Origin of the sequence: Dictyobacter vulcani, from assembly GCF_008974265.1 — a bacterium.
GTDB lineage: Bacteria > Chloroflexota > Ktedonobacteria > Ktedonobacterales > Ktedonobacteraceae > Dictyobacter > Dictyobacter vulcani.
Genome location: NZ_BKZW01000005.1, coordinates 90,574 through 110,143, shown reverse-complemented (window position 1 = coordinate 110,143; position 19,570 = coordinate 90,574). Strand labels below are relative to the sequence as shown.

The window sequence follows — 19,570 nt, the reverse complement described above, 5'->3', positions numbered from 1 at the left end:
TCTCTGGCTTTTGTTTTCATTACATCTATCATGAATAGGTTTTTGAATAAGCTTTCATTGACTAACAAATGCTAAATGTTTAAGGCAATCCTCTCGTTTGGATGTATTGTAACAATATGAACAAAAGGGACAGTGGGCATATATATGTCCACTACCCCAGTTTATTCATATTGTCAGATGAAATTTAGAGGGTTCCTTCGACCTTCAACCATTCCACTCTCCATGGCTCCCACGCAGTGACATAACCTTGATTTAACCAATGACACCCACTATCAATATAATAGTAATAACCCCCACTTTTTTGTCGCGTTACACCGTATCTGACCCCAATGCTTTTTCCTGGGGGATATTATAGCTTATTGAATCTGTAAATGATCCGGAAATACTCATAGTCACAGATGCATTTAAGCTAGTTTCAACACCAGCAAGAACTACACCAGCATTAGCTTTTACTGACCCCCGACTGTAACCGAAGCATTAGCTGTGATTGTGGTAGACCATGATTTACTAACAGTCGTTTGTGTAGTGTTATTGTAATAGTATTCAGCACTTGTATTGACACGGTCTATTCCAAGATTATCGAGAACCCCACCACCATAGTCATAGGAATTAGTTGGTCCATCGCAAACGGTATTAGGAATTGGAGACTTTGAAGGTTTTGTTGCTGCCTGGGCGGTTGAGTTAGAAAAAAATACCGATGTAAACAGCACCATTGTTAAAAGCAATGATGCAATAAGTAACCTTAATTTTTTAGGCACACTAATCATATATCAGAGTCCTTCCTTATTTAAAAATCCACTGTTTCAAAAAACTTGGCTTACTTCTTTCTACTAGCTATTTTTAGTTAGCAGAAAATTAAATATAAGTGATACTATGTCCCTCCTTAATACATTTAAGAAATTAAGAGTATGAAAAACATACAATATTTCATAATTTATTATTAATCATTACTATAATCAAGTAAAAAATAACAATAAACCATCACCGGATCAGTATACATAGATATATAAGTATTGACAATACTTATATATCTATGTATACTGATCCGGATGCATTCTCTATTAAATATAAATAAGTATATAGCCTACATTTTGTAGGGTGATTGACACAAAACAACATTTCAGTAAGGGGTAGAACTATGCAGTAGTTCGCTGACGAGGTAACATTCCTGATCCTTTTCCATCGGCCTCTTCTCGAACCAGGCGGGCACGTTTCAGCGAAGTAGGATCTCCATTTGCAGATTCCGACAGGTCAAAGAGTACAAAAGGACATATGCATATCATGGCCTTTTCACTTACCCTGTTCTCCACCTGCCGCCTGTGATCCTTCACTCTATACACTGGCTTTCCCAGACTCCCTGGTGTTGGTATGACTCACACTACACATGCTTTCTGCACTCACTACTTTCCACAACATGCTCTTTTCCCTTTCAGATCCAGGTAGGTTGGCTAATCCAGAAACTTCCTTCTGAGTTTCTCCTGGCTGCACCAAGAATCTCATCAAGCGCGACACAACGCAAAGGCAAGCGGTCACCAGCCACAACGTAGCATGCACTGCTCCTGTTCCGACTTAAAAGGGAAAGAACCGTTACCCATTCTGCTTATTTTTTCTCATATGCTTGTGCTTATTCTCTTCTTACACTCAGAAATAAACACAGACTCTCACACAAATACACATTAGCAAATAAAGAAAAAGCACCTTCCTCAAAAAGAGGAAAGTGCTCTTCCATGCGCTACTTGCTTTTGCTTTTGGCAGATTTATTCGCCGTAGGGGACCCAGATGTTTTTGATCTGGGTGGCTTCACGCAGGAATTCTTCGCCTTCTCCCTGAGCACGCTGGAGCCAGTTGCGGCTCCGACCGTAGTTGACCCAGGTGCGTTTCATGTTGCTGATCGAACCAAGCTCGACGGCGGTGGAACCTTCGGCGCTGCCAAAGTACCACATGGCGTTGACATCATGATGCTCGGCCAGCACTTTGCTGAGCTCCTCACGATTTCCAGTGACGATGTTGACCACGCCAGCCGGCAGGTCCGAGGTCTCAAAGATCTGGTAGCAGTCGGTGGCGCTGAGGGGTGCGGTGGGTGATGGAAGCGCGACCACGGTATTCCCCATAGCGATGGCGGGAGCGACCAACGAGATGAAGCCGAGCAACGGATATTCATCGGGACAGGCGATACCGATGACTCCAACGGCTTCCTTCATAGCCAGGACCACACCACGCATCGGTGGACGATGGACGCTTCCCTCGTACTTGTCGGCCCAGGCGGCATAACTGAAGAGGCGAGACAGGCTGGTCTGGACTTCTTCCAGGGCATCGGCATACTCACGTCCGGTCTGCGCGACGATTCTGTGGGCGAACTCGGCTTCGCGTACAGCCAGATTTTCAGCCATATAATAGAGGATCTGGGCGCGATTATGCGTCGAAGCTCCAGCCCAGGCGCTGGCCTTGTGCGCAGCCTCGACCGCGTTACGGATATCTTTCCGATTACCTTCGCCAACTTCACCGATGACATGCCCACTGGCGTCAGTCACCGGCAGGCTATAGCCGGAGTCAGGACGCGCCTGCTTGCCACCGATAAAGAGTTTTGGCGTGCGATCAATGGCTGGTAGTGATGAGTTTTGCTCGTCAGCCACCAGAGCCTCTAATGCATCCGTATGGACGGCGCCATTGTTACTGGCCTCTTGCTCAGCGGCGGCGACGGTAGCCGTGGCGTTCTTCGCATGGGCACGGGGTGTAGTCCCGAACCACGCAGGTTTGACATACTCATAGAGCCCCTCTTTACCACCCTCACGGCCATAGCCGCTCTCTTTATAGCCACCAAAGCCACAGGCGGCATCAAAGAGGTTGGTACTATTGACCCAGACACTACCCGCTTTGACCTTAGGAGCGATATCCAGGGCGAGATTGATGTTGTCGCTCCAGATACTGGCGGCTAGTCCATAACGGGTGTTGTTGGCGATCTCAACGGCTTCAGCGGGTGTGCGGAAAGTGAGAGTTACCAGCACAGGACCAAAGATCTCGACCTGGGCCAGGGTAGCGGCCGGCGAGACATTAGTAAAGAGGGTTGGTGGGAAGAACGATCCGTCTGTCGGGCAAGCCGTAGATGGCTGCCAGAGCGTGGCCCCTTCTTTAACACCAATATCGACCAGATGCTGGATCTCGGCCCGCTGTCCCGGCGAAACAATAGCTCCGATATCCATGGTCTTATCCAATGGATTACCGATGCGCAGGTTTTCCATACGCGCACGCAGTTTGGCGATCAGACGCTCGGCGATATTTTCCTGCACCAACAAGCGGGAGCCTGCGCAGCAGACCTGCCCCTGATTGAACCAGATGGCATCCACCACACCCTCAACCACGCTATCCAGGTCGGCATCGTCAAAGACGATAAAGGGAGACTTACCACCCAGTTCCAGCGAGAGCTTCTTACCACTACCGGCGATTGACTTGCGGATACTGCGACCAACATCCGTCGAGCCAGTGAAGGCGATCTTATCGACATCGGGATGGTTGACCAGAGCATCGCCAGCCTTGGAGGCCTCGCCAGTTACGATATTGACGACACCCTTAGGCAGACCAACCTCTTGCAGGATCTCGGCAAACTTGAGCGCGGTCAGCGAGGTATAGCGGGCCGGCTTGAGCACAACGGTATTGCCCATAGCGATAGCCGGTGCAATCTTCCAGGCCATCATCAACAAGGGGAAATTCCAGGGGATAATCTGGCCAACCACACCCACGGGCTGATAGTTGGACAGTTCGGTCTCCATCAACTGCGCCCAGCCAGCATGGGAATAGAAATGGCGGGCAACCAGCGGAATATCCAGGTCGCGAGTCTCGCGAATAGTCTTGCCATTATCCAGCGCCTCCAGCACAGCCAGCAGGCGGGAATGCTTCTGGATATGGCGGGCAATCGCATAGAGATAGCGCGCACGCACATGGCCAGGAGTCTTACTCCATGACTTAAACGCCTGCCGCGCCGCCGCCACAGCCTTATCAACATCCCCTTTATCGGCCGCCGCGACTTTGGTCAGCGTCTTGCCAGTGGCGGGATTGTTGCTCTCAAAATAATTGCCCTGGGCTGGCTTGACCCACTGATTATTGATAAACAACTGAAACGGCTCATGCTCTTTAATCCAGGCCAGAGCCAGAGAAGACGCTTCAGGAGCCGGACCATACTCCATCGTTTCAAAAATTTCCATAACACTCATACTCGACGCCTCCCTCAACTAAACCATTGGATTTTCATACGCGGCCGCATACTGACCGGTGACGTAGTGCGCTAACTGGCGCTCGATATCCGACAACAGGCCACTGGCTCCAATGCGGAACAGTGAGTTGTTGAGCCACTCGTTGCCCAGTTCTTCTTTGATCAACGCCAGCCAATCCAGCGAGGATTTAGCGGTACGGATACCGCCGGCTGGCTTAAAACCAACTTTGTAGCCGGTCTGCTCATAATAATCGCGAATGGCACGCACCATTACCAGTCCGACTGGCAGGGTTGCATTGGTCGGCTCTTTACCGGTTGAGGTTTTAATAAAATCAGCCCCGGCCATCATACAGACCAGGCTGGCCATGCCGACGTTGCGCAAGGTGGCCAGTTCATGCGTGGCCAGAATCGTCTTCATGTGGGCCTCACCACAGGCCTCGCGGAACGCCTTGACCTCATCATACAGCGCCTGCCAGTTGCCGGTCAGCACATGATGGCGTGAGATCACAATATCAATTTCACGAGCACCAGCCGCTACCGAGGCCGTAATCTCCTGCAATTTCTGATCAAAGCCATTCAGGCCAGCTGGAAAACCAGTCGAAACCGCAGCCACAGGAATATCACTTCCCTGCAAGGCTTCAACAGCAGTAGCAACAAAATTATGATAGACGCAGACCGCTCCTACTTTCAGCTCGTCAAAGCCCAATTCAGTGAGAATCTCCTGTCGCACCGGCTGGCGTGCTTTAGCACAGAGGCGCAGCACATTCCCAGGAGTATCATCACCGGCCAGGGTGGTTAAGTCCAGGCAGGTTACTGCCCGCAACAACCAGGCCGCCTGCCAATCTTTTTTGACGGTCCGTCGTGTCGGCAGCGTAGCGGCGCGACGCTCAATAGCGCTCCGATTACTATGGACGCGATTTACCCATCCCATATCCAGCGGAAGACCTGGATTACGCACCAGGGCCTCGGTGGTCGCTGGCTCGGAGCCAGACGCAGACGCAGTACGCGATTTTGTCGTGGTCATAAATTTTTTTCCTTTGATGGTATACAAAAACATCCAACGAAACTACAAATACTTACCATAGCATGCGATAAAAAAGCCATCGTGAACGCCACTCACACGATTGAACAGCATAGGATAATGCTAACGCCAGCGCTCAACCAGGGCGATCCAGGATGCTTCATGGGCCGCCAGCAGGCGCAGCATAGCTACCGTCTGGGATGTCTCGCGTATACCAATCTGTTCTTCTTCTTCGCTCGTCACAGATTCGCCGAGCGAGCGACGCATAGTAAAAAGTAACCAGCCCAACCAGGTACCCATAAAACCATGCAGCGCGTCCCGGCCAGAGTCCTGGATCACGCCACCGGCGCTGGTATAGCCTTCAAGTATCGCTGAAAATATTTCTTCACGCGGTTGACCCGTGGCGATCCCACTCCAGGTCAGAGCCGCACTGACCAGTTCCATAGTCGGATTCATCCAGCCTGCGGCCTCCCAGTCGATCAACCAGGGCCTGTTCTCCGCACTCCAGATGACATTGCCGGGCTCGCAGTGAGTATGACTGACCAGCATATGCTGCCCCAGCACGGTTCCGGCCTCTTCATAGGCGCGGGTCCACTCAAGCAATTGAGGCAAGAGTGAGCGCACAGGATTAGCCCAGGGTAGGTTGAGATCGGATGCCTGGAAGGTCAGGATATCCCAATCATCATCATGGAAATGTTTCCACTCGAAAGCAGGCAATTCTGGAATAGTCAGTTTAACAGCATGGAGTTGAGCAAGCAAGGCTCCCAGCGCACGCGCCGCCTCCAGATCTACATTCGCGCACGTCAGGGTCTGGCCCGCGATCCATGGATAGACCAGCAGCGCCTGCTTGTCCAGCGAGTATATGACATCCCCAGCGGCCTGTGGCAGGGCCGCCACCGCAGGAAGCCCCTGATCCGCCATCAGCCGGGCGATTTTCTCGGACATCCGGTAGGTATCCAGCGTAGCGGGCTCACGCACAATCGCCGCATTTAACTGCTTGAGTGCAAACGTCCCCTGGCTCGTGGTCAACCGCCACACACGATGCAGGAGTCCGCCAGTCACCGCCTGAAGTTCACCGCAAGGCTCGCCCAGCCCCCCCATGGTACACACATGTCCAACATCTGCTGTATTCATGAAAAAAACCTCTAACTCCACTAGTGCTTTTGTGTCCCATGCGAGAAATATCGCCAGGCTTCCAGGACCACTCGATGTCTACAAGAGCCGCGTTATCCACTGCTAACTAGCACAAACTACAAACAACACAATTCTATCATAAGAATCCCAGCCTGAAAATTGAACCACATGCGCAACTATGTTAAACTGCACTATGCGATTCTATCGATTGTAATTGTTGAGCATTGAAAGGCGTATGTGGTGAGCGAAATACAAGCATCATTAGAGTGGACGTCTATCTTACAGGCAGTCCTGGATATGGACGTGCGGGCGTCGTTGTCCAGGTTAGATAAAAGCGGCATTGTAGCGTATACAGATGGGGCCTGCATCAAGAATCCAGGCGGGCCTGCTGGCTGGAGCGCCTTGCTCTGGGCGGCCTGCGACTCGGTCAACGGACAACTCCCATCACACGCCGAGTGCCTGGAGTGCTATGGTCATATTCCACGCTCCAAAACCACAACCAATAATCGTGCAGAGATCTCCGCAGTGCTGGCCGTCCTCTCGCTCGCGCCTCCCGCCCTACCACTCACCATTCATAGCGATAGCGAATACACCATCAAAGTTGCCACGGGCGCCTATCAAATGAAAGCCAATCCTGACCTGTGGGAGATCTATCGCAAGATGCTCAGCTATCGCAAGAGCGCACCAAAATTCAACTGGGTGCGTGGCCATGCAGGACATGAACAAAATGAGCGCGCAGACTACCTGGCCGGACTCGGAGCCTGGAATAAAGATGAGGGCGCCTTCGCGAAATGGCAACAATCCCAGACACCTGAAGCGCGCAGCGGCCTCTCTGGTCCTCAGGTGTCGCGGGTACGGCTGAATATCAAAAATCTCAAAACCTACTTCGATGCGATGGATGTCGACAACTCACGCATCACCCCTCAGGAACGCAAATTCATCGACGACATGACTAAACGCTGCCAGAAAAATACCTTTGTCCCATCCGAGAAACAAAATACCTGGATCCAGACGCTGGTCACCAAATATCGCCTCGGATAGGACTGGCGGGTGAACGCAGACAGAGGTTAGTGGTTTTCGTGATGATAGCGCATGGTCTCAACTCCTCTCAACAGAAAATGTCTGAAAAGTGTCACATATTTTCCTGGTTGCTAGCACCAATAAACACAAAACACTTTTCAGACATTACAAAAGACGACACAATTGGTTATGGCAGGACGATCCGTTTGGCACGTACCACGTTACGCTTATTCTTTGAACCTTCTACGACCACAACCGCACCCTCGGTCAATTCACGCATCGCTGCGTCCAGATCGGTGACATAGTGGCCATCATGATCAAAGATCGTGGTTTTTCCGTTGACAACGACAGCGCCAGGAGCCGGCTCACCGCTGTTTTTCTGCACCGCACCGGCGATGACATAGGTCTTGCGCTCAGAGGCATTAGGCGCTTTCGCGAAGACAGCGACCTTACGACCATTCTTCGAGAGCGACTCCATCACATCCGGCAGTTCATGGCTCAGCTCTTCTTGATGCTCTTTCTGCTTCTCTGAGATTTTATCTGCCTTCTTCAGTTCAGAGGCAGACAATGTCTCCTCGATAGCCGTCTGCTTCTGGTCAGCAGTCTCACCAGGCTGATCATCGTCTTTAGTAAAGCGGTGGAACAAACCACGCTTCAAGCGCTGACCAGTGCCTGAAGCCTCTTCATGTTCCTCATTGCTTACTTCGTTATGCTCGTCAGAATGATAAGCATGCTCAAACAGCTCATCATCATAAGCACAAGGAATCGCCACCGGTAACTCTTGTGGCAGGGTATCAATCTGATAGGTCACAAAGACCTGTTCCAGCTCAGTTTTATCCAGTTTGGACAGCTTTTTGTAATCAGCGGCACTGACATAATCTTTCAGCTTGACCGCGCTACCATCTACCTGTAAAGCCACGCTGGCCGGAATTTTGATGCGCAGATGAGAGCCTTTGAAGTATTCAGCAGTGGTATTATCGGGTTTCTGGCGCAGCAACAATGATGAAACCTGCTGCATGGTGCTCAATGGATTACCGGCTGTAATCACGCAAACATCGATCGCGCCATCATCAACATAGGCATCAGGAGTCATGCGCTCAACTTTAGCATAGCGCCGGGTATTGCCCAGCACCACCTGCATAGCCTCACCCTTCCACAACGAGTCGCCGGCCTCACCGGACTGAATCTCGATCGGGAAAGGATGCTGCGCGGGTAGTTCCTGCGCTGCCGCCAGGCCAACCGCAAAGGGTCCAATCTGATATTTGAGGGGTTTGGAGACATTGCCCATGACCGCCGCATCCAGACCCATGCCCGCCATCAACAGAAAATGATGACGCACTTTATCGCTTTCCTGGATGGCTTTCTTGCGAGATTTGCCCAGACCTGTCTCTTCTGGCTGATCTTCACCAGGAAAAGCAACTGAGCGCACGAAAAGGCATCCAACGTCAACTTTGCGCACCTCGCTATTGACCAGCGTCAATGCAGCTTTGACAGGATCAGAAGGAATACCAATCTCGCCTGCCCAGACATTGGCGGTTCCACCAGGAATCAAACCAACGGTCGGGCGCTTGCCTTTAAAGCTCATTACGCCATTGACAACCTGATTCAGCGTGCCGTCGCCACCATAGGCAATCACCAGATTCTTCTTTTGCTCGCTCGCGGCGCGGGCCTGTTGCATAATGTGGCCGCCATATTCTTTCAGACCAATCTCGGTCTTCCAACCGCCAGCCGACAGAACAGCTAAAATATCGGCCAGTTTAGCCGTGTTCTCTCCGGCACGGGGGTTGATCAGGAATGAAGCAGTTTTACCAGACATAGAATACCCCTTCGCTAATATATTTAAATGTTATCTATTTCTCATAGAATACGAGAAATTTCAGAGTCCAGTTTCAAACATAGGAACTACTCGCTGCAGGTACCATAGGGTAGGACAAACTATAAGCACATAGGGCATAGACAACGTGATAATAATTAACTTAAAATAGCTGTCAACAGGATGTTTTGGTAACAATTTGCAAGGATGGTAAGTTGTGGCATTGGAGAAGAAGCCATCCAGGCCCTCTTCCGCCAGGCCTTCCCCACCTGGTGGTCCGCCCTGGATATTTTCTATGACTGCCTGGGTGCAAGTATCGCCTATGTAATCTTTCAACTCTGGCAATACAGATTCAAAACAGTGAGAGCCAGGACTGAGTAACAAAAAGACGCCCCACCACGATGCTAAGCGGTGGGGCGTCTTACGGTATAGGTCAGTAGTTATTTGATCAACGCTTTAACAGCCTGAACGATGGCGTGAGCGCTGATACCAGCTTCTTCAAGCAGCTCGGCTGGTTTACCCGAGCTGGGCATCGACTGCACAGCCAGCTTGACGACCTGAGGCATCGGAGCGTCAACCTGGGTGAAAGCTTCCAGGACTGCTTCACCTAAGCCACCCTCGGGCCAGTGATCCTCAACGGTGATGATCTTGCCACCTGCCTCTTCGGCTGCGGTGAGCAGGGTCTCTTCGTCGATCGGTTTAACCGAATAGGCATCGATAACCCGGATATTGATCCCCTCAGCCTTAAGCTGATCATAGGCCTTAAGAGCCTCATGCAGCGTGATACCAGCCGCCACAACGGCCACCTGGTCTTTATCAGACTGATGGACAACCTTACTACCACCAATCGGGAAGGTGTCATCGGGACTGTAGATGACCGGTGTTTTTTCGCGCGTCGTACGGATATAGGAAATTCCGCCGTGGTTGGCCATTTCAGCCACCAGATGCGCCGCCTGATTGGCATCCGATGGATACAGGACGGTGCTATTAAAGACCGCACGCATCATAGCCAGATCCTCAAGGGCCATCTGGGATGGTCCGTCTTCACCGATGGAAACACCGGCATGGGAACCAGAGAGACGAATATTGGCGCGCGAGATGGCGGCCATACGGATAAAGTCATAGGCGCGTGACAGGAATGCGGCAAAGGTTGAGGCAAATGGAATCTTGCCGCGCACCTGGGTACCAACGGCAAAGGCAATCATCTGCTGTTCCGCGATATATTGCTCAAAGAAGCGATCGGGATAAGCCTTGCCAAACTCGTTCGCGTACGTCGAGTTACTCACCTCGCCGTCCATGACCACGACATCAGGATTCGCCGCTCCGAGAGCGAGCAAGGCGTCACCATAGGCTTTACGAGTGGCCTCGGTTGAGTTCAGCTCGTAGCGTGGCAGCTCAACTGGCTTTCTGGCTGCTTCTAGATCAGGCTTATCATTGGCTGGCTTCTGAACCGGGAAGACCATACTGCGCACCTGGGGATTCAATTCAGCGATGGCTTTTTGTTCCTGATCAGCATCCAAAGCTTTCCCATGCCAGCCGTCCTTATTCTCAAGGAACGAGACCCCTTTACCTTTCATGGTTTTAGCGATGATAAAGGTGGGTCGATCGGTTGTTGCGGCGGCCTGACGATACGCATTGTCAATCTCTTCGTAGTTATGGCCATCGATCACAATCGAGTTCCAACCAAAGGCGCGACCACGTTCAGCATAGGCCTCAGTATTCCAGCCCAGCTCGGTCTCACCACGCTGTCCCAGACGGTTACAATCCAGTACCGCGATCAGATTATTCAATTTATAATGGCTGGCCAGATGGAACGCCTCCCAGTTGGAACCTTCAGCGCTCTCACTATCGCCGAGCAAGACCCAGACCTTGTACGGAAGTTTATCCAGATACTTGCCAACGGCAGCGATACCAACGCCTACCGGCAAGCCCTGTCCCAGAGAGCCAGTTGCGACATCAACCCAGGGAATCTCCGGGGTCGGATGGCCAGCCAGACGGCTACCAAATTTACGCAAGGTCAGTAGCTCTTCATCGCTGACCGCGCCGGCTGCTTTGTACATTGAATACAGCAGTGGAGCGGCATGGCCCTTCGACAAAATGAAATGATCGTTATTCGGATTCTTGGGATTGTCAAAATCGTAGTGGAAGTGGCTTAACATCAGGACCGACATCAGATCGGCGGCCGACATAGATGAGGTAGGGTGTCCGGAGCCTGCCGCGGTCGTCGAACGAATACTATCAACACGTAGTTGTTGAGCAAGATTTGTCCATTGCTGTACCTGAGAAGTTTTTTCTGCGGTTGTCATATCTACTCCTAACTATACGAGTATCTTACACGTGTATCTGGGATTCATTACGTCTGCACACATCATAGCAAATAACGCAACAAATGTCTCCTGATCCCTTCATCGAAAAAGGTAGAGAATAAACAGTTGATGCAGTTGCTCTACCGAATGAGAGCAAGAAATACCAACTCCCTCTTATTACTGTATAGAATCCAACAAGGCTGCAGTATTCTCTACACAGCAGCCCCTGGCGTGTTTTTTGATCATTTTCCTGCGCTGGCAGGAAGAGCCCGGGGCGTTGTATCCAGCATAACGCAGTCTGGACACCTTTTAACACGAATTGATGCGAAGTAATAGTTTCAGTACGAAGACAATAGAAGCACAAGAGAGAAATAGCCTGAAATAAAATATGAGACATACACCGCCGTTTTTGGATCAGTTGTGTATGTCTCATCAAGGGCTCAAGCGAATTAACGATTGGCCTTTGGGGCCAGTGCCCAGAACAGCAATCCTGCCAGCACGAAGAACAAGACCAGCATGAAACTCATGATGGGATCGATTACATCGCTGATGGAAAACTGGAAAACGGCTGCTGCGAGTAAATAGAGCAACCAGAGTCCTCCCAGGACGGGGAAAATGTATAACCAGTTGAAGCGTGCACGCGGATGGGATGCGCGGGCGACAACTTCGTAGTCTGAATTAAGTGGCTCCATATGTTACCTTTCATTCATGACCGAGTGCTTTTCTGCTTCTGTCGCAAGCGGTCGGAAGACACATTTCGTCTAATCGATGCTAGAAATATGCCGGGTTAAGCAAATGATAGATGATATCTTCAAGATGGCCGTCATTGAACGGCTTCTTTAAATTCAAGACATATTATAGTCGTTCGTTCCCATCAACGCAACTTATGAAGATATCAAAAACAATCGTGGGGCCAGCCACGAACCCACGTGATGCGTAGTTACAACATCTGCGTCTAAATAAAAAAAAGGCCTTTAGTGGCCATAGCTATAGTAATCTAGCTGATTTTCATCGGATCCGTCGGGATACGTGGGTGCGAACATGTCGTCCAGGAATGAAATAGTGGGAAAACTTTGACGTTTATTAAAGTGGCGACGCAGTTGAAATGCACTTACATGATACGTAGAGCCGTCGGAGGCGGCGATAAGATGTCCTTCGGCAATTGCGCTACAAACATCAGCAAGAGTCGGGATATGGTCAGGCATGAGACTCCTCCCCTACAAATATACTGCGGCGTGCTTGACAATCGACGCAACAACAGTTGAAAACACTCAGTACCAATTATGACACGGATCAATACACAAGCTGGTTTCATCCATAATCATGTCTTTCAGGACACTGGCTAAGCGCCTGCGGTCTGTGGCAATCGGCTGCTGATTTCTTGGACCGCAATCTCCAATTGCCACGCATTGGTCCCTGGCGTTTAGCCCCTCACTCGCCACCGCTACCTGGGATATGTGTCTCTACTTCTTCAGAATCTTCCTGATTTGGGTCATCCATGACCGCATCATCATCCAACAAACCCTCATAGGATCAATATACATCACTCGTCGGATCAGGTCAATCTGTTTGATGACCTCTTTTATGGCTGGGATAAGAAATTGCTGACCCTGTGGACCTTTGAGCACGTAGACGTCATTACACCGGTGGTCCAGATATCGGTAATGGTACCAACTTCCTGTCCATTCATGCGCAACACTTGCAGACCCATGATGTCATGCTGATAATAAGCATCGGGAGGGAGCGTAGAAAGCTCTTCAAGGGGACCACAATCGCGCGCCCGCGCAATTTCTCGGCCGCATTGGCGTCATCTATGCTCTTGAATTTGATCAGCAGCAAATCCCCTTTATGAGGGCGCACGCTTTCAATCGCATAGCGTGTATAATCGGGTGCAAGATAGATCGCTTTGAGTTTGACAAAGCGATTGGGGATATCACTCAGGGGGAAAACTTTAACCTCACCCCGGATACCAAAAGGGGCCACTATATTGCCGATAGTAGCCCATTCTGTCGTGTTTTTCATGGTACTTAGCTCTTTTTCTGCCTGACCAGCCTGGAGAACGAACACCAACACGATACAACTAGCCCAGGGGCCAGAGATGTGCTGGGCAGAGTGGCTTGCGCTGCGAGCTGGTACACACTTAACTTTATTGAATCTCTAGCGAGGTATGACGACCTTCACGTGTTCCGCCTGCGCGCATTAATGTGCGCATGGCCTTTGCAACACGCCCCTGGCGACCAATCACTTTACCAAAGTCATCAGCCCCCACATGGAGTTCTAACACGAGCGCATTGCGGTCATTGCGAACTTCACGCACCTCGACGGCCGAGGGGTCGTCTACCAGTGACTGAGCGATATACTCAATCAATTTCCGCATAATAGTATCCTTACTGCAGATACAACTAAGCCTTTTTCGATGCCTGCTCAGCAGTAGCAGCTTTGGCTGCAGCTTTCTCCTGAGTGAAACGGTCCAGAATGCCGGCGCGCTTGAGGAGCAGAGTAACGGACTCTGTAGGTTGCGCACCATTTTTTTAACCAACCGAGAGCTTTTTCCTCATTGATATTGATGGCGGAAGGCTCGACGCGTGGGTTATACCAACCGATATTTTCGATAATGCGGCCATCACGAGGAGAACGTGCATCAGCCACTACAACACGATAGCTAGGGGCTTTCTTCATCCCCGTACGTTTTAAGCGAATTTTGACAGTCATGCTTTGTTATTTCCACCTCTGCCCCACACAAAGGGGGCTGTATTTTCAGCAGCGCCACGTTTTACATAGCACTAAAAGTGCCCCTAAATTACGGCTTGATTAGAATAGCACGCAGCAGCTAAAATGTCAATGTTCATGGACACGGCCAACCATCCTCCCTCGTAGGTTGGGCCCTATGATTTTTCACTTTTAAAGAAGATATAAAAAAAGCTCTCCCGCCTGCGGCGGGAGGGAGGGGGAGAGATGATCGGGGACACCCCGAACCCCGGCAGGAGGGGCTCGACGCCCCTCCTGCACCTCCCCGCTATATACGCGCCGTCACAATCGAGGGCAAGCCTCGAACCTACGGATTGTGGCTGGTTTTTAGCCATCACAATCGAGGGCAAGCCTCGAATCTACGGTTGTTCGCCGATATGGTGCAGGCGTACAAAATTGGTGCGCATGCGACTGGCGACGGGCATGCCACCCATGATGACGATGCTATCGCCTTCCTGGATTTCGTGTTCTGCCTGCAATTTCTTTTCGACGATATCAATCAGCTCTTCCGTTGAGCCGGTGAGTGGAATGATGTGCGGCCAGACACCCCACCAGAGACATAGGCGATGATAGACACTTTCAGAAGGAGTATAGGCCATCACTGGTGTGCGCGGACGATCTTTCGAGATTAACTGAGCTGAGGCGCCACTTCTGGTGAAGACCGTAATATATCTGACGCTGGCCTCTTCAGCCAGGGCCTTGGCCGCATGGCAGACTGCGCGATCCTGTGTCAGCAACGGCGCATGACGTTGATAGTTTGTCAGGCCCTCACTCTCAGTCTGGCGAGCAATACGGTCCATCATCTTCACGGCATCAATCGGATACGCACCCGCAGCGGTCTCGGCGCTTAACATCACAGCATCGGTTCCATCCAAAATAGCATTAGCGACATCGCTAGCTTCGGCACGTGTCGGCCTTGGATTGGTAATCATCGATTCAAGCATCTGCGTGGCGGTAATCACTGGCAAACCAAGATCATTACAGCGAGCAATTATATGTTTCTGGATCAGCGGCACAGTCTCGGGAGCCATCTCCACACCCAGATCACCACGCGCAACCATCACGCCATCGGTGACCCGTAAGATCTCATCGAGCCGCTTCACAGCCTCAGGCTTCTCCAATTTAGCAATCAAAGGAATGGGACCATTGGAGCAATCTAATTCAAATTCAGCCTGAATAGCTTCAATTTGCTGTCGGGTTGCCAGAATATCTTCGGGCTTACGCACAAAACTCAGCGCGACATAATCCACTCCCTGTCGCACACCAAATTTTAAATCCTCTAAATCCTTCTGGGTCAAAGAAGGAGCACTAACCGCAACTCCTGGCAGGTTAATACCCTTATGCTCTTTTAAAAGACCACCATGTACAACTTCGCAACGCACGTCGGTCGCATCTTTGCCAATCACACGTAACTCAAGTAGTCCATCATCGAGCAAAATGCGATCACCAACTTTGACATCCTGCGGTAACTGTTGATAGGTCGTCGCCACACACTCAGCGGTCCCCACAATATCACGCGACGTAATCGCAATCTGAGCCCCATCGACCAGCCGCACGGGTTGCCCCCCTTCGAGGAGTCCTGTGCGAATTTTCGGTCCCTGGAGATCTTGCAAGATAGCAACCGGAACATTCAGGCGCTTCGAGATAGCACGAATACTTGCTATGACCTTCGCATGGCCTTCCTGCGTACCATGTGAGAAATTTAAGCGGGCCACGTTCATTCCTGCAAGCATCAGCTTCTCAAGCTGTTCGTCACTATTGGTCGCGGGTCCGATGGTGCAGACTATTTTGGTGCGTCGCATATACTTGTTCCTCATCTAATAAAATACTTCAAGGCTTTACTTGCCTCCTCTTTGGACTGATGACTACGGTTGCCTGATAATTACCAGCCATCGTACAGCAATTGTAGCATTGTCAAAATAGAGGCCGCAATACGTAGCGTTTATTTATATGTTTAAGGATTTTGTCTACCCGGCTTTCAAGCATATATGCTATACTCTGAAAAGAATATCCCTTAAGGACCGCGGCGGATAACAGTGCAGTTAGCCGCCGCATGTCATTGCAATGACGCACTGAATGCCATTGGTATAATGTAACGTTGGTATTCATCAAGATAGAGATGGAGTAATAGCAGCAATGACCACGAAGGAACATAAGGCAATACCAGTACCTCAGGTAGAAGCACGAACTCCGATCCCCCCACAAAACTTACGCGTGCCCGGGCCAACTCCTGTACCACAAGAAGTGCTGGATGCTCAGGCGGCTCCGATGATCAATCATCGTGGCCCCGAATTTTCTGCACTGATGAAGCGAGTGACCCCGCGTTTGCAATATTTTTTCCAGACAGCTTCCCGGTTTTGACCTATCCAGCCTCCGGTACAGGTGGACAGGAATGTGCCGTGGTGAATGTCTTTTCGCCTGGTGATCATGTCGTCTCGATTATTATTGGAAATTTTGGTACTCGACTGGCTAAAATCGCTGAGGCCTATGGCTTAAAGGTCTCGCGCATCGAGTTTTCCTGGGGCGAGGCCGCTGATCCTGCTATCGTGGAAGCGCGGCTCAAAGAACTGACTCCTTACAAGGGTGTGCTGATGACGCACAACGAGACCTCAACCGGCGTTACCAATAACATTCGCACCCTGGCCTCCATCGTGCGCACGGTAAGTCCTGAGGCACTGGTGGTGGTAGATGCGGTCAGTTCACTGAGTAGCCTGCCCTTAGAAATGGATCTCTGGGACCTGGATGTGGTCTTTACAGGTTCACAAAAAGGTTGGATGATTCCTCCTGGTATCATGATGATTGCCGCCAGCGAGCGCGCGTGGCAGGCACATAAAAACGCGAAACTTCCCCGCTTCTACTGGGACTGGACCTCAACGCGTAAGCAGTTAGACGCCAGCTGGCAGCATCCAACCACCCCTCCAGTCTCTTTGTTCTATGCGCTAGATGTAGCCCTGGAAATGATGTTGGACGAGGGTCGTGAGGCGATCTTCGCACGCCACAAAAAAGCTGGTGAGTATGTGCGTGACCGTGTTCAGGCCATGGGACTCCATCTGCTGGCCACCGATGTCAGATATGCCTCCAATACCGTCACCGCCATTAGGCTCCTGAAGGTATTGAAACCAAAGCGCTATTGAAAAAACTGCGTGAAGGCGACAATATCGTGCTGGCCGACGGACAGGATCACATGAAGGGCAAGATGTTCCGCATCGGACACCTGGGATACTTCACGGACAGCGATCTGGAGCAGACATTGGATGCCGTCGAGCGCCACCTGAAAGAGCTTGGCTACCGGGGATAAGCCAGCCCATACAGCGAGAAAGAGAGCAAAATCCATGGCAGAAGTACGTGACGAGGTCGAAAAACTACAAGGACAGACAGGTCCTGTGAAGATCCTGATTACTGATCGTATCGCACGCGAAGGCGTTGACTTTCTGCGTGAGCAACTGCCGGCAGCCCAGATTGATGAGCGACCTGGACTGAAACCGGAGCAGTTAAAAGCGATCATTGGTGACTATAGCGCACTGGTCGTACGCAGTGAGACACAGGTGACCGGCGATATTTTAAGCGCGGCACATAATCTGAAAATCGTTGGCCGCGCTGGTGTGGGCGTCGATAATATCGATACCGCAGCCGCCACGCGCCAGGGTATTATCGTCGTCAACTCTCCCACCGGCAATATTATGGCCGCGGCAGAACATACCATTGCCATGCTGATGGCACTGGCCCGCCATGTTCCAGGCGCCGATGCCAGCATGAAAGCCGGGAAGTGGGAAAAGAGCCGCTTTCTGGGTATCGAGGTACGCAATAAAACACTGGGCGTCATCGGCCTGGGCAAAGTAGGTATGGCCGTAGCCAGACGGGCACAGGGACTGGAAATGCAGATCATTGCCTTTGATCCTTTTGTCTCCGCTGAACAGGCCCGCAAATCCAATGTCACCATGCTCAGTCTGGAAGATGTGCTGAAGCAGGCTGATTTTATTACGCTGCATACCTCACTGACCAGCGGACCCAATGGTACCCGTGGGCTGATCGGCGAAAAAGAACTGAGTATAATGAAGCCCGGCGCGCGCCTGATCAACTGCGCTCGTGGTGGACTGATCGATGAAGAGGCACTGCTGAAGGCTCTCAATGAGAACCATGTCGCTGGCGCAGCCCTGGATGTCTTTAGCCAGGAGCCAATCCGAGACAACGCGCTCTTAAAACAGCTTGTCGCCCATGAACGCATCATCGCCACCCCACACCTGGGAGCCTCCACCGAGGAAGCACAGGTCGGAGTCGCCACCGATGTCGCAGAGCAGATCGTGTCAGTCCTGAATGGCGGCTTCCCACGCGCGGCCGTCAACGCACCACTGATCCTGCCCGAAACACTCAAAATCCTGCAGCCCTATATGGTCCTGATCGAGAAAATCGGTCGGCTCTATACCCAGTTGCAGCCGGAGCCACTGCGCAAAATCGAGCTGACCTATAGTGGTGAAATCGCCAGCTATGACCTGCGTCCACTGCAGGCCGCCCTGGTCAAAGGTTTACTCGAATCGGTCTCCGACGCCCATGTCAACATGATCAACGCCCAGGTCCTGGCCAGGGAATGGGGTATCGAGATTGTTGAGCAGAAATCGACCACACCGGCCGAATTCGCCAACCAGGTCACTGTACGCGTCAGCAGCGAGAGCACTGGCAGTACTGCCAACCAGGATAACTACGTCAATGTCATCAGTGGCACCGTCATGCACGACGAGCCCCGCATCGTACAGGTCGGACCCTACTGGACCGAGTTTGTGCCCGAAGGCCCCATTCTCATCTGCCGCAACATCGACCAACCCGGCATGATCGGCCTCGTCGGCACCGTCCTGGGCAAAGCGAAAGTCAATATCCGGCACATGGACGTTGGCCCCAGCGTACGCAAAGCCCGTTTCTATGACACCGGACGCCCCTCGGAGTCCGCGCTCATGGTGATCTCCGTCGACAACCCCATTCCCCAATGGGCCCTCGACGAAGTCAACCAGACCGGCACCATCTACGGCGTCAAAATGGTCAATCTCTAATCATATCCATCCCGGCAGGCCCTTTGATTGTTTTATGATCAAAGGGCCTGTTACATATAGAGAGCTGTGCTGATTTTCCCATCATGTTGAATGACAGGCAAATAACCAAATAGTATAACTATTGACCAAAAAAATTCCCACTGCTCAACAATGTGGTTATAATGGAAATGGCAGAAGGAATTATACATATTTTATAGTCCAGGTGTTTTCCCACTGCTGAATAGATACATTCCTATTTTTAGTGGAATGTTGAAGGGACTCAGAGAATTCATGCCATTT

18 protein-coding genes and 1 pseudogene are annotated in these 19,570 nt (G+C 51.2%); 6 read left to right on the top strand and 13 right to left on the bottom strand.

Annotation, left to right across the window (positions count from 1 at the left end; genetic code table 11):
* Window positions 1–449: 449 nt before the first annotated feature.
* The 4 genes from KDW_RS30285 to KDW_RS30270 all read right to left on the bottom strand — a co-directional run bounded on the left by KDW_RS30285 (window position 450) and on the right by KDW_RS30270 (window position 6,362).
* A complete protein-coding gene (locus KDW_RS30285; protein WP_151759623.1) occupies window positions 450–767 on the bottom strand; it encodes a hypothetical protein in 318 nt (105 codons plus the stop codon).
* A gap of 990 nt (window positions 768–1,757) precedes the next feature.
* Window positions 1,758–4,208 carry an aldehyde dehydrogenase family protein gene (locus KDW_RS30280; RefSeq protein ID WP_151759622.1) on the bottom strand — a complete coding sequence of 817 codons (2,451 nt, stop codon included), beginning with the start codon at window positions 4,206–4,208 and terminating at the stop codon, window positions 1,758–1,760.
* A gap of 18 nt (window positions 4,209–4,226) precedes the next feature.
* The gene (gene deoC, locus KDW_RS30275; protein WP_151759621.1) at window positions 4,227–5,231 is read right to left on the bottom strand and encodes a deoxyribose-phosphate aldolase; all 1,005 of its coding nucleotides are present in this window, start codon (window positions 5,229–5,231) and stop codon (window positions 4,227–4,229) included.
* Between the two features lie 120 nt (window positions 5,232–5,351).
* Entirely contained in the window at window positions 5,352–6,362 is a 1,011-nt protein-coding gene (locus KDW_RS30270; protein WP_151759620.1) for an aminoglycoside phosphotransferase family protein, read from the bottom strand.
* A gap of 240 nt (window positions 6,363–6,602) precedes the next feature.
* On the opposite strand from KDW_RS30270, the gene KDW_RS30265 reads away from it, so the two are divergent.
* Entirely contained in the window at window positions 6,603–7,403 is an 801-nt protein-coding gene (locus KDW_RS30265) for a ribonuclease HI (RefSeq protein ID WP_151759619.1), read from the top strand.
* Between the two features lie 166 nt (window positions 7,404–7,569).
* On the opposite strand, the gene KDW_RS30260 is transcribed toward KDW_RS30265, so the two are convergent.
* Entirely contained in the window at window positions 7,570–9,198 is a 1,629-nt protein-coding gene (locus tag KDW_RS30260; RefSeq protein ID WP_151759618.1) for a YegS/Rv2252/BmrU family lipid kinase, read from the bottom strand.
* Window positions 9,199–9,402: 204 nt separating this feature from the next.
* On the opposite strand from KDW_RS30260, the gene KDW_RS32105 reads away from it, so the two are divergent.
* A complete protein-coding gene (locus KDW_RS32105) occupies window positions 9,403–9,576 on the top strand; it encodes a hypothetical protein (protein ID WP_162005758.1) in 174 nt (57 codons plus the stop codon).
* 59 nt (window positions 9,577–9,635) lie between these two features.
* Here KDW_RS32105 and KDW_RS30255 read toward each other — a convergent pair whose 3' ends face one another.
* From KDW_RS30255 to pyk, 8 genes and pseudogenes are all read right to left on the bottom strand, one after another.
* Complete coding sequence (locus KDW_RS30255) at window positions 9,636–11,501, bottom strand: transketolase (RefSeq protein ID WP_151759617.1); 1,866 nt, start codon at window positions 11,499–11,501, stop codon at window positions 9,636–9,638.
* Between the two features lie 449 nt (window positions 11,502–11,950).
* Window positions 11,951–12,193, bottom strand: coding sequence for a hypothetical protein (locus tag KDW_RS30250; RefSeq protein ID WP_151759616.1), 243 nt, complete (start codon window positions 12,191–12,193; stop codon window positions 11,951–11,953).
* Between the two features lie 282 nt (window positions 12,194–12,475).
* The gene (locus KDW_RS30245) at window positions 12,476–12,706 is read right to left on the bottom strand and encodes a hypothetical protein (RefSeq protein ID WP_151759615.1); all 231 of its coding nucleotides are present in this window, start codon (window positions 12,704–12,706) and stop codon (window positions 12,476–12,478) included.
* A gap of 377 nt (window positions 12,707–13,083) precedes the next feature.
* Window positions 13,084–13,212 carry a hypothetical protein gene (locus tag KDW_RS36345; protein ID WP_151759614.1) on the bottom strand — a complete coding sequence of 43 codons (129 nt, stop codon included), beginning with the start codon at window positions 13,210–13,212 and terminating at the stop codon, window positions 13,084–13,086.
* Window positions 13,188–13,523: a ribosome maturation factor RimM gene (locus KDW_RS30235; protein ID WP_151759613.1), complete on the bottom strand. Its 336-nt coding sequence runs from the start codon at window positions 13,521–13,523 to the stop codon at window positions 13,188–13,190. The genes KDW_RS36345 and KDW_RS30235 overlap by 25 nt, the downstream gene beginning before the upstream one ends.
* Window positions 13,524–13,647: 124 nt before the next feature.
* Window positions 13,648–13,881: a KH domain-containing protein gene (locus tag KDW_RS30230; RefSeq protein ID WP_162005777.1), complete on the bottom strand. Its 234-nt coding sequence runs from the start codon at window positions 13,879–13,881 to the stop codon at window positions 13,648–13,650.
* A 22-nt stretch (window positions 13,882–13,903) separates the two neighbouring features.
* Window positions 13,904–14,213 (bottom strand): annotated as a pseudogene (gene rpsP, locus KDW_RS36340) (30S ribosomal protein S16).
* Window positions 14,214–14,608: 395 nt separating this feature from the next.
* A complete protein-coding gene (gene pyk, locus KDW_RS30220) occupies window positions 14,609–16,051 on the bottom strand; it encodes a pyruvate kinase (protein WP_151759612.1) in 1,443 nt (480 codons plus the stop codon).
* Window positions 16,052–16,385: 334 nt separating this feature from the next.
* Here pyk and KDW_RS33435 point away from each other — a divergent pair, with 334 nt between their 5' ends.
* Genes KDW_RS33435 through serA form a run of 4 tightly spaced genes read left to right on the top strand, consistent with a single transcriptional unit; the run spans window position 16,386 to window position 19,291 of the window.
* Window positions 16,386–16,610 (top strand): hypothetical protein, encoded by a 225-nt coding sequence (locus KDW_RS33435; RefSeq protein WP_198925720.1) that lies wholly within the window; start codon window positions 16,386–16,388, stop codon window positions 16,608–16,610.
* On the top strand, window positions 16,607–17,383 hold the full coding sequence (locus KDW_RS30215) for a pyridoxal-phosphate-dependent aminotransferase family protein (RefSeq protein ID WP_198925719.1): 777 nt from the start codon (window positions 16,607–16,609) through the stop codon (window positions 17,381–17,383). The genes KDW_RS33435 and KDW_RS30215 overlap by 4 nt, the downstream gene beginning before the upstream one ends.
* Window positions 17,380–17,547: a hypothetical protein gene (locus KDW_RS33430; RefSeq protein WP_198925718.1), complete on the top strand. Its 168-nt coding sequence runs from the start codon at window positions 17,380–17,382 to the stop codon at window positions 17,545–17,547. The genes KDW_RS30215 and KDW_RS33430 overlap by 4 nt, the downstream gene beginning before the upstream one ends.
* Before the next feature lie 34 nt (window positions 17,548–17,581).
* Entirely contained in the window at window positions 17,582–19,291 is a 1,710-nt protein-coding gene (gene serA / locus KDW_RS30210) for a phosphoglycerate dehydrogenase (protein ID WP_151759611.1), read from the top strand.
* Window positions 19,292–19,570 lie beyond the last annotated feature (279 nt).